The organism is Flavobacterium sp. 1, assembly GCF_002797935.1.
In the GTDB taxonomy this organism is placed as follows: Bacteria; Bacteroidota; Bacteroidia; order Flavobacteriales; family Flavobacteriaceae; genus Flavobacterium.
The window spans coordinates 3,907,927-3,920,431 of sequence record NZ_PGER01000001.1; the positions used below are offsets into that span (position 1 = coordinate 3,907,927).

The following is a 12,505-nucleotide window of genomic DNA, read 5'->3' on the forward strand; positions in this document are numbered from 1 at the left end:
GCATAAAAGCAATTATTTTGTAAATTTATATACACAAAAAAATGTACCATTTACAACCTTCAACCACTGTTTTTTCTCTGCTATTTTGACAAACCAATTTCCTAGCTGTAAATAATTCTCTTTGGCTGTTAAAGACCATTTTTAATACTGCTCCTTCCTTGTTTGGAAATTCGATTCAAATTACTTTGGCAGACTAAGAGCCTGCAAGATTAGATTCTAAAAAAGAGCCATCTGTGTGCCATTTTTATATGTGTCCACGCTGCAGGTGTCAGGTATATAGAAAGATGGTATTCCCCTCTCAAATATAACTGCATTCAAATTCAGGCAATAAAAAAATCCCATTCTGAATAAACAGAATGGGATCAAAATTTTAAAAAAAATTATCATTTATTCATGAAAAATAATTTCTTCGCTTATCCATTTGCCATCTTCCAGCTGCATCATGACAACCATAAACTGATCAGCGGCATTTAAAGTGTCAATAATGAATTCATTTTTGTTCACTTTATCTTTATCATACAACAAGCTTCCTTTTAGATCATATACTTTTACAGATGCCAAAGTCTGGTCAAAAGAATTGATTTTTATCTGATGGTTTCTTACAGACACAAAAACTCCTTTTCCTTTGGTTTCAACATCTCCTGTACCCAGTTTAGAAGTATTAGTATAACGCAGCACAAAGCGGTCATTGAATACCCCTACTTCTGTTGTAAAAGAATACGATCCAGTCTTTAAATCATGAATGCTGCCAGTGATTTTATCTTCCAAATAAATTGCCTGATTTACCATACCGCCATCAGCATTATCAATACCAATCTGGAATGTTCCCGCTATAGTGCTTTTGTAACCCAATGGCACTTCATCGGTTTTATCAAATGGCAATCCGCGTCCTTGAATAGTATAATTCTTCGAATTGTTAATGCTATAGAAATCTACATAGGCATTTCCATTGCGGGTTACCCCATCATATAATTTATCAAAATCATTGGTCGCTCCTGTAACGTAGCCCACTAATAACTGCTTGAAAGCACCGCCTTCATTCGTTAAATTCAGCCAAACTCTATCCTTCTCAATCTTTGCAGTTTTCTTAGTACCCGCCTGTTTGAAAAATTGACTGTTACCTATAGTTTCATCATCATCATCCAAAGTAGAATCATTATTGTCAAAGCGCAGTGAGTTATCAAAGGTAAAAACACCATCTTTATCACTAACCACAAAAAAAGCCTGTCCTGCCGCTATTTCACCTGAAGGAATTACTCCAGGTTCGCCAGCCTTAACAGTACTTGGTGCAGGCGTAGGCACAGTGCCGCTTCCTCCGGTCAAATTAAACACAGCATAATCATCCGCGTCATAAATAAATTTATTACCAACTAATTTCCTCGCAGTGAAATGCGTCCAAAAATACAAGCCTCCCACAACTGCATCATTTTTAACCATAAATTTTCGGGCGCTTATTGCAGAAGGATATGGATTCCCTATTAAATTGCTTCTGTTACTCCCTTGTGTAGCTATTGTTTTTATTCCGTTATTTGGCTCTCCTTTAAACACAACTTCTTGTTTGAAAGGATTATTTGTTCGTACACGAATAATATATCCTCTGCCGATATCCATAGTGGTATTACCTCCTTGTGCTTCCCAATTCCCTAGAGTATACCTGAAATACCTGTCGCTAACCCACAAATCACTCAGCTTTTGAGCTGCCACAGGTGAACTCCAGTATTCATAATCTAAATCTCTCAATAAAGGAGTAGTACGATTGTAAGTGATTGATCCGTGATTGACAGCATCATTTTTTAACTGTACCAAACTGGCATCATTCTCAAATATCAATTCCCCTTGCACATCCAAACCGTTTATAATGTTTAAAACATATCCAGAACGAATAGTAACCTTTTTGGTAGAATTGATCACACAAGAACAAGAATTTACTGTAAATGGCAGGTTATAATTGGCATCAAAAACAACATAATCGTTTATTGTTGGAACTCCGGCAGGAGACCAAGAGCCATTCCATGTTTTTGTAGCCAGCGGCACTATGGATACAGAATTGCTTCTGTCTGAATAACATCCTGAATTTATCTGGTAAGTCACTACATAATCGCCGCCCGAGAGGTTGCTAAATTTTCCATCACCATTTGTTCCAACTGTAGTCTCTGGACTGTCACTTGCTCTAATAAGAGTATAAGTCAATGTTCCGGCTACATTAGGCGGCGTAGCTGTTACAGTCCCTGTAGGAACAGCACAAACTGGGTCTGTTTTTGAAATGGCTAATGCCGATGGCGCTGTATTGGTCAATGTAACCCATATATAACTAGGGCAAAGCATATTAGAGGCAGTAACTGCAACGTTACCGTTATCTGTACTACTGCCAGTAATCACTTTTAATTCAGGAATAGCAGTAATAATTGGTCCCGTAATTGCAACACCTCCTTCCGTTTTCCAGCCAGCTGGAACAAGCCAAGTATAGGTTGTCGCTAGTGGCACAGGCGTTATACTAAAGGTTGCTGTAGTTGATGGGCAATACAATACAAAACTATTGGATGCCAAAGGTGTACCTCCATTTAATGAAATGCCGCCTATATCAAAATTCACACTCAAAGTAGCTGCACTAGAAGTGACAGCTGGCGTACAGCTGCCGCTTACCACACAACGATACTGATAGTTATTCATAGCTATAGTCGCTGCTGTGATGTTCATCGTAGCCGTTGTTACATTTGTGTATACGCCAGTATTAGAAAGGTCACTAAAACTTGACCCATTATTAGTACTCAACTGCCACTGATAGGTTAATCCAGATCCAGAAGCAGCAACCGTAAATGAAGTGTTACCTGTTTCACATACAGAATGACTAGTCGGTGGTGTTGTTATTGCTGGAGCAGTGTTAACCGTTACAGTTGCGCTTTGTCCAGTAATAGCATTAGAACAAGTGGGATTATCTTTATATACAGCACTTACTAAATTATACACAAAACTACCGCCAGTGGCTGTTGAAACTGCTATGCTTGAAGTGGTACTCGGCGAAATATCTATCGTTTGATCCGCACCACCATTGATTTTATAAGTTACAGTTACAGAAACCGTTCTAGGGTTTGTAAAAACAATATTAGATGACGTAGCACCAACACACACAGTTGTTGTGCCGGCAATGGTCGCTGTAGCCATAGGACGAACAATCAAATTAGCACCAGAATCTAAGAAAGAGGTTGAATTAGTACAACCATTCCCATTAGTGATTGAAAGCAATGTATAACCTGTATTTACAGTTGGACTGCCACCTGCAGGAAAAGTAGTTAAAGATGAAGATGTGATGGATTCTGTATATTGTGTTGAAGTAGTATCATTTTTATATGTTATACTATAACCACTTGCCGTAAAAGTCGAGTCCTCCGCATCAAAAGTTAATTGCGGAGTTCCTCCTGCACACATGGTTATTGCTGAGAAACCATTAGATACGTTGTTGGGTAAAGGGTTAACTGTTACTACTTGCGAAGCACAAGCTGTTGTATTACAAGCTCCATTACTATAACGAACGAAATATGTCGTGGTAGACGTTGGTGAAACCGTTATACTATTTCCTGTCCCTGCAGCTGTGCCTCCACAGGAAGCTGTAAACCATTCAACAGTAGCTCCAGTTCCCAAAACACCACCAGCTACAGTAAGCGTAGTAGAACCGCCATCACAAATTGCAGCCGTCCCTGTTATCCCTGTTGGAGCTGTAGATGTACCTACATTTATCACTACTGGATCACTAGTTACAGAACAACCAGAACTAGCTGATGTTGCACCTTTTACTACTCTTCTATAATAAGTGGTTATGGTTGGCGATACAGTATAATCTTCTGTAGTAACTCCTGTATTTGTCCATGGACCGGTACTATTTGGCGCGGACTCCCATTGAAAAGTTAAAGATGTATTAGTCGCTCCATTAACAAGGTAAGAAGATCCATTTAAAGCGACAGCAGTACCACTGCAAATTGTTGATGCAGCAGAAGACGTAATAGTATTGGTTGACAAATCAAATGGGGTAATTGTAAAACCAAGGTCATTTCCACCTGCATTTTCATAATAATCTAATACAAAATCATCATTCCCATCTAAACTAACTAAAACATTATTATAATTTGTAGATGATTGTTCTTGCCATTTATCAAGAATAATTGTTCCATTTAAAGAAAGTCTTACTCCATCATCCCCTCTAACGTTAACCAAATAACAACCATTTCTGGTGGTATTCATTTTATAACGAACAGCAAAACCTTCTGTGTAAACACTTGCCCTTTGTGTACCATTAGAATAAACTGCAAAACAATTCGCATTCCCTCCAAAACCTTCATTAATTGTTTCTGTAGGAACATTATAATAACCAGCATAATTAGCAGTGCTAAATGGAACAGGTGTAGCTCCTCCAGCATTATAAATATGACCTACCCAAGTATTATTATTCCCAACTTCGTTTTGAGTTTCTTGTGTATTACCAAGTGCTGTCTGAGTTACCGTTATTCCTGAAGTTCCAGCTGTTCCGTTTGTATTACAGCCAACCGCTGATAAAACAACTTTTATCTGACCAGAAAGCGAAGAAACCCAATTGGTTATGGTAACACCACTTGCACTTGTTGCAGAAGTTGCGGGCGAGACACTAGTATCTGTTGCCGCATCTAAAATGGTTATGTTTTCGTTGTAACCAGCAAAAGCATTTCCAACAGAAAATGTATAGGCAAAGCCTTTAATCACATTCACTAAAACATACTGACCACCTGTAGTATTACCGCTAGTATAAGTCGTTCCATTATCAATACAAAAAGTTTGAGTCGTTCCTACCTGTGTTGTTGCTGTAATAGGCGTCGAACTAGTAGTTACACTTTGTCCCGATGCTGCGTTTGTACTGGTACTGCTTGAACAAGCATTATAAGCCCTTACACGATAATAATAGGTTGTTCCGCTAATCCCTGATACATTATATGAAGTAACCAGACCAACATCCAAACCATTATAACCCGCAACAAAACTAGCAAAATTACTTACTGTTGAAACATCTAATTTATAATTTACGGCTGTATTTACTGAAGTCCAATTGGCCGTAAAACCAGTGCAGCTAACATTTGTAGCTGCCACTAATACTGGAGCTGGTATCGTTATACTTGGACTCGTCGTTATGGTAACCTCATTACTGACCGTTGCTGCACACGTTCCAGAAACTGGTGTAGCAGTTCTTCTATATTGAGTTACTATATTATTTGTAGTAGCCGTAAGAGCTGGTGGTGTATAATCTAAACCTATTTCACCTGCAACGGTAACCCATCCTGCTCCATCAGTATTACTTTCCCACGAAAAAGTAAAAGAAGGGTTGGAGTTTGTGTTGTTAGGATTTCCATCATAGTCATAGGATCCTTTAATAGTTGTAGTAGCACCGCTGCAAAGTTGAGTAGCTGCAGGTGTTATCACATTGCTTGCCTGATCATAAGGAACTATACTAAAATAAGCTTCACTTAGACCTCCATTTTCATAATAATCAAAAACCAAATCAGTACTATTAGTTGGAAAATTTACAAGCACACTCGCATAAGTTGTTGTCCCATGATCTCCCCAGTTATTTTGATTAGCAACTACTGTGTTACTGCCAACATATAACTTAGTACCATCATCACCTTTAATTGTTACTAAATAGCAGCCAGCTGGTTTAGTAGATTTCATTCGATAACGCACTGCAAAACCTTGTGTATCTATGTTTGTATAAGTATTCCCATTTGAAAGTATTGGCCAACTATATTGGCTCCCTCCGCCAAATTGCTGCAACCCAAAACTTTCCGATTCTGTATAATAACCCGCATAACCTGTAAGCCCGCTAGGTGCAAACATAGCCGCATTATAGGCTCCTGTTGCAGGCGATGCAGCTAAAGGAATGTTATAAACATGACCAATCCATGAATCTGTACCTGCCACTAGTTGATTATCCAGGGTATTGTTTACTCCTGTTAATGTAATCGCTATTCCCGAGCTTCCAATTGTACCATTGGCGGCACAATTTCCTTCTGTTAAAACAACTTTTATTTGTCCCGATAGAGAAGAAACCCAATTAGTAATTGTGCATCCTGTTGAACCTGCTGCAGTAGCTGCAGGCGATACATTAGCATTTGAGGCATCCAAAATAGTTAAAACTTCACTTGAACCCGCAAAAGCATCTCCTACCGAAAATGTATACGTAAATCCCTTAACAACGTTAAGTAAAGCATATTGGCCTCCATTAGCATTAGGTGTCGTATAAGTATTTGGATTATCGATAGTAAAAGTATAGGGAGCAGTTCCTACTGCCGCTGCAGGAGTAATAACCGGCGTACTGACAGATAACGCAACAGCATTGCTAGTGGTATTACCACATCCATTAGTTGCCGAATAACGGATATTCTTACCATTATCTGTAGAAGCAACTATGTAAGGAAGTGTTAGTGGCGAATAACTGCTTCCCCCAGATGCTGTAGATATCTCCCAGCCTTGTGAACTTACAGCTGAACCATTCGCTGTTACTGTAGGTGTTGCTGGATTGAAAGAGTTTCCTGGACATAATGCCACGGGAACTGCTATACCAGCAATTGTTGGTTTATCATTTATCGTTACTGACTTTTGCATAGCTGCGGCCGAACAACCAGTCGCTGTTATCGTTTGTGTAACATCAACTGTGCCTGTACCTGCCGCTCCCCATGTTACGGTAATGGAATTTGTACCAGCGCCTGCCGTTACCGTCCCTCCAATTACTGTCCATGAATAGGTATTGCCGGAAACACTCGCCACGCTGTAAACAGAACCTGTAACTCCTGAACAAACTGGTGAAGTACCCGCTATTACTGGCGTAGGCAATGCATTTATCGTTACTGACTTTTGCGTCGCTGCCACTGAACAGCCCGTCGCTGTTATCGTTTGTGTCACATCAACTGTGCCTGTGCCAGATGCTCCCCATGTTACGGTAATGGAATTTGTACCAGCGCCTGCCGTTACCGTTCCTCCAACTACTGTCCATGAATAGGTATTGCCGGAAACACTCGCCACGCTGTAAACAGAACCTGTAATTCCTGAACAAACTGGTGAAGTACCCGCTATTACTGGCGTAGGCAATGCATTTATAGTTACTGACTTTTGCGTCGCTGCCGCTGAACAGCCTGTCGCTGTTATCGTTTGTGTCACATCAACTGTGCCTGTGCCAGATGCTCCCCATGTTACGGTAATGGAATTTGTACCAGCGCCTGCCGTTACCGTCCCTCCAACTACTGTCCATGAATACGTGTGACCCGAAACATTCGCAACACTGTAAACTGGACCTGTAACTCCTGAACAAACTGGTGAAGTACCCGCTATTACAGGTGTAGGCAATGCATCTATAGTTACTGACTTTTGCGTCGCTGCTGCTGAACAGCCCGTCGCTGTTATCGTTTGTGTAACATTAACTGTGCCTGTGCCAGATGCTCCCCATGTTACGGTAATGGAATTTGTACCAGCGCCTGCCGTTACCGTCCCTCCAACTACTGTCCATGAATACGTGTGTCCTGAAACATTCGCCACGCTGTAAACAGAACCTGTAACTCCTGAACAAACCGGAGATGTGCCTGTTATTGTTGGTGTTGGAGTAGCATTAATCACATAATTAACCGCTGTTCTACAGCTTGGAGCTGAAGGACATGCAGCATAATAAGTCTTTGTGCCTGCAATACTAGTATCGACCAAACCTGAACCGGTAACACCAACCGGGTTAAAAGGAGATCCTGTACCAATTACTGTTCCTCCTGAGGATGTTGTGTACCACTGAATATCATCCTGTATATAATATACCGTCATTTGAACATCATCAACATTTGCTGTTACAGTACCGCTATTTCTAAAGAAATATGCAGACAAACCAACACCAAAATTAGCATTATTGATATCTGCTGGGGTCCAGGTACCTGTAGTTGTACCCTCCCATAAATCGGTGTTTCCTCCATAAGTTAAAACATCAGAGTTTGTCGTCGACCACCTAGGACCCAGACTTTTATTATCACCGTCAGCAGCCGAACCTGTATAGGTAATCACTCCATTCTTTATTAAACTTACTGTAACATCAATAACATTATTAGTTGAAGTACTAACCGAAGCATATCGATTAATTGAAACTTCTATACCAGTAATGGTAGCATCAGTTGGCACAGAAAACCCAAAATTCTTCGCTTGCAAATAGTTCGTACGTCCAAAACTACCGCTATTGATTGAGACAGAAGCACGACTATTATCATTGGCTGTAATACGACCCGGATTTAACCATGCCTCTGAACCGACACCTGTTACATTTGTTCCAGATGATGGGAGTTTAGCACCCGTATTTGATGTTAATGTTGTACAAATAGTTGCAGAAGTCAAAGATCCAGAGCCATTCTGACAAATAGTTACCCCAGTTGCTGTAGGCCCTGATGATGCCATGGTAATAGCATTCGATGTTGCGGGACTTCCCGTTAAACAGGGCGTAGCACTTGCGGTCATAATACAAGTAACTACATCACCACTCATTAAAGTTGCATTGGTATAAGTTGTTGCACTTGTACCAACATTTGCTCCATTCAATTGCCATTGATAAGTTGGGGTTCCACCATTAGTTGGAGTGGCTGTAAACGTTACGGAAGTTCCTGCACAAATTGCTCCAACTGGCAAAGCCGCAATACTTACCGAAGCTGTTAAATTTGCATTTACAGTCACCGTTACCGGCGAAATTGCAAAACAGCCTGTCGCAGCAGTAGTACCTTTTATATAGTAAGTTCCAGCTGTTGCGGCACTAGGGGTGCTATATGAAGTTGTAGCTCCAGAATTAGTCCAATATGTATAAGTTAGACCTGAGGTTGAACCTGTTGTAACCGCTGAAGCAGTTAAATTGACAGTACTTGGCGAACATACTACCGATGGATTGGTTATGCTTACCGTCGGGGTAGTATTTACAGTCAAGGTTATTGCTTTTGTAGCACTACATCCATTTGCATTAGTTATTGTCATTGTACCTGTATAAGTACCTGCTGCTGTACCCGTTGGAACCGAAATTCCAGTTACATTACCACTACCGGCTACAAAAGTAATTGCTGTAGAGCCTTGATCTGCTAAGGTATCCCAATCAATACTATAACTATTTGGAGTATTTGTGGTAGCCGTATAAGCCATTGTCGTGGTCTGAACACCTGCACTTTGGCAAACTGCCGTAACCACTGCTGGAGTTGCTGTCGTTGTTATTGTCGGCAATGCATTTACGGTAAGTGTAATTGTTTTTGTAATCGTACAGCCTCCATTTGTAATTGACATTGTTCCTGTATATGTTCCAGAAGCTGTACCCGCTGGAACTGAAATCCCAGTTACGCTTCCTGCTCCTGCTGTAAATGCAAATGCAGTAGAACCCTGATCAGTCAGCGTTGCCCAATCAATACTATAACTCGTTGGGCTATTAGTAGTAGCCGTATAAGCCATTGTCGTGGTCTGAACACTCGCGCTTTGGCAAACTGCGGTAACCACTGCAGGAGTTGCTGCTGTGGTTATTGTCGGCATAGAATATATCACGAAACTCCCAGTCATAACTTTACAATTCTGACCTCCAACTATAGCAACTACTGTATAAGTACCCGCTGTTGATTGAGTTCCAAAACTGATAGCCGCTCCTGTTCCAGAAACTAGAGTACCAGCTATGTTTGTTCCATTACGCTGTAATTGATAATCAACTCCTGTTTGAGAGTTATTAAGCCCCATTGCGGTGTTAGTTCCTGCACAGCCATTTGAGCCAGTCATCACATAATCTGTTGGATCACTTGCAACAACCGAAATATTATCAAGAATCCAGTCATCACCTCCACTTGTAGTAGCACACGCTCCAGTTCCTACAGCAGTATTCGAAGTAGTCGCTAGAAACTCAAGATTTGCTGTTGTTCCCGACACCCACGGAATTGAAAATGTTATTGTTCCTTGTGTAAGTGGGTCTACTGAACTTATAGAGAATGTTGGTTGTGAGAATATAGCACCATTAGAAGTAGCAATATTAGCTGCAGTTATATTAGTGTTATTTGCTGGGTTAGTAATTGTCATATAAAGCACACCACCAATTCTTACCTTTAATGTAGCAGTTGTATTACAAGCTGTTCTATTTGCATTTTGCCCTTTAATATTAAAAGAAACAGTTAACGTATTACCAAACAATCCTGTAATACTTTGTGATAATGGTTCATCAACTACATTATCAGCATCAATGTAAATCTCATTTAGAGCCCAAGGAGAATAATACCAACCTGAGGCATCTCCTTTTAATGTCCAGCCTGAGGCATTGCCTGTGAAATCTCCTCCTTTAACGACATTACAACCTGACTGCCCAAACCCACTTGTTTGCAGCAATATCAATAATAAAAATGTGAATAGTAATTTTAGTTTCATATAATTGGGGGAATTATTTTTTATATAATAGGGGCTTGATTCCTTAGGCAAAAATTATTCATAACTCGAAATCCGTACGGATTCAAGCAAGAATACTAGCTATACTTTTAGAAAAAAAAGGAAATAAATAAGGCTAGCGCAGATACAAAAGATTTACTGAATCTTGTCTTGTGCTATCCTGTTTGATTAAGTGATCAAACACAACCATTATTATCAATTTTGAAAAAATAGAATAATAATTTTTTAGCTTTTTTATCTGGGGAGATAAATAAGCAGCTACAGTAGGTAAAGTTTTATTCATACAATTTAGGCATTGGGGGTGAGGCTATTCTATTATTTTACAAATCTATAAGACTGTTTACATATTTTTTACATACAAAAGCAGTCCTCATTTGTATTTTGTTTTATCTATTCTAAACAAAACACACTTAATATGCTACAAATCTAAACATTAAAAAAATAACAACAATCATGTTTTTTTAAAATCGTATGAAAATTTCAGCAAAAATAGTAAAAGCCATCAGATTCAAAAAATTGTGACGGCATAAAAAAGCCTCATCTTGTAACTACAAAATGAGGCTAATAGAGATTTAAAAAAAAACAGCTTATAAAATAACTTTACTGGTTGTCCATTTACCGTTTTTAAGCTGGGTTTTGATAATTAATACTTGCTTAGCAACACCTAAGTCATTAATCACATATTCATTGGTATTGATATTTCTTTTTTCAAACAGCTGTTTTTGGCCCATACTGTATATAAAAATTTCATTTATGGAAGCCTCTGCTGAATTAATCGTTATTTCATTATTCTCAACAGAAACAATCAATGGGTTTCCCTTGCCACTATAAAGTCTTTTAAGAGTATTAACTGCAATTGGAACCAAATCTTCTGGAACTGTTGCAATTGGCTCAGTTACGACTGGAGCAGGAACTTCTGGAACTATTGTAACAGGTTCAGTTACGGCTGGAGTTGGAACTTCTGGAATTGTTACTGTTGGTTCGGTTACGGCTGGAGCTGGAACAACTGGAACTGTTATCACTGGTTCGGTTACGGTTGGAACAGGAACAACTGGAACTGTTACAACCGGTTCGGTTACTGCTGGAACAGGAACAACTGGAACTGTTACAACTGGTTCGGTTACGGCTGGAGCTGGAACAACTGGAACTGTTACCACCGGTTCAGTTACGGCTGGAGCTGGAACGACTGGAACTGTTACAACCGGTTCAGTTACGGCTGGGACAGGAACGACTGGAACTGTTACAACTGGTTCGGTTACGGCTGGAACAGGAACAACTGGAACTGTTGCCACCGGTTCGGTTACGGTTGGAGCTGGAACGACTGGAACTGTTACAACCGGTTCGGTTACGGCTGGAACAGGAACAACTGGTTCAGTTACGGTTGGAGTTGGAACTTCTGGAACTGTTACAGTTGGCTCTATAGGAGGTGCTGCTGGTGGTACTACAGGAGTACTATTAACATAAAGTAACACAAAACGATCATCAAATCTCCCTGCTAATGTTGTAAAACTGTAAGTGCCGTTTTTTAAATTATGAGTAACGCCGGTAACTAAATCTTTAAGAAAAACATCTTGATTAACAAACAAACCATCTACATGGTCTATAGTAATATTAAATGTGCCAACTATAGTCGTTTTGTAACCCAATGGTACTTCATCAGTTGTCAAAAATGGCAGACCTCTTCCTTGAATGGTTAGTCTTTTACCTCCATTAATACTATAAAAATCAACGTATGGATTCGAATCTAAAGTAACAGCATCATACAATTTATCCCAGCCATTGGTTGCTCCGGTAATATAACCCACCAAGAGCTGTTTAAAAGCTCCTTCTGCATTGGAAAAATTCAGCCAAACTCTATTTCTTTCTATAAGAGTCTTTTTTGAGACACTTGAGTTCTTAAAAGCACTACGCTCTAACTTAATTTCATTATTACCTGCCGAAGCTTTTGTATTCATCTCTTTTCCGAAAGAAACTTGTGAAATCAAGAAAAGACCACACATTAAAAGTAAAATTGTTTTCATAAGAATAGCCTGTTAAATTTATGTTCAGTATTCAATTAATCATCTAA

2 protein-coding genes are annotated in these 12,505 nt (G+C 39.7%); both read right to left on the bottom strand.

The window, feature by feature from the left end:
• Window positions 1-387: 387 nt before the first annotated feature.
• On the bottom strand, window positions 388-10,419 hold the full coding sequence (locus tag CLU83_RS15755) for a hypothetical protein (protein WP_157802116.1): 10,032 nt from the start codon (window positions 10,417-10,419) through the stop codon (window positions 388-390).
• Between the two features lie 605 nt (window positions 10,420-11,024).
• Entirely contained in the window at window positions 11,025-12,458 is a 1,434-nt protein-coding gene (locus CLU83_RS15760; protein ID WP_100432486.1) for a hypothetical protein, read from the bottom strand.
• Between the last annotated feature and the right edge of the window lie 47 nt (window positions 12,459-12,505).

Coding starts and splice junctions, on each gene's coding strand:
- CLU83_RS15760 (WP_100432486.1), bottom strand. CDS start 12,458: ATGAAAACAATTTTACTTTTAATGTGTGGTCTTTTCTTGATTTCACAA.
- CLU83_RS15755 (WP_157802116.1), bottom strand. CDS start 10,419: ATGAAACTAAAATTACTATTCACATTTTTATTATTGATATTGCTGCAA.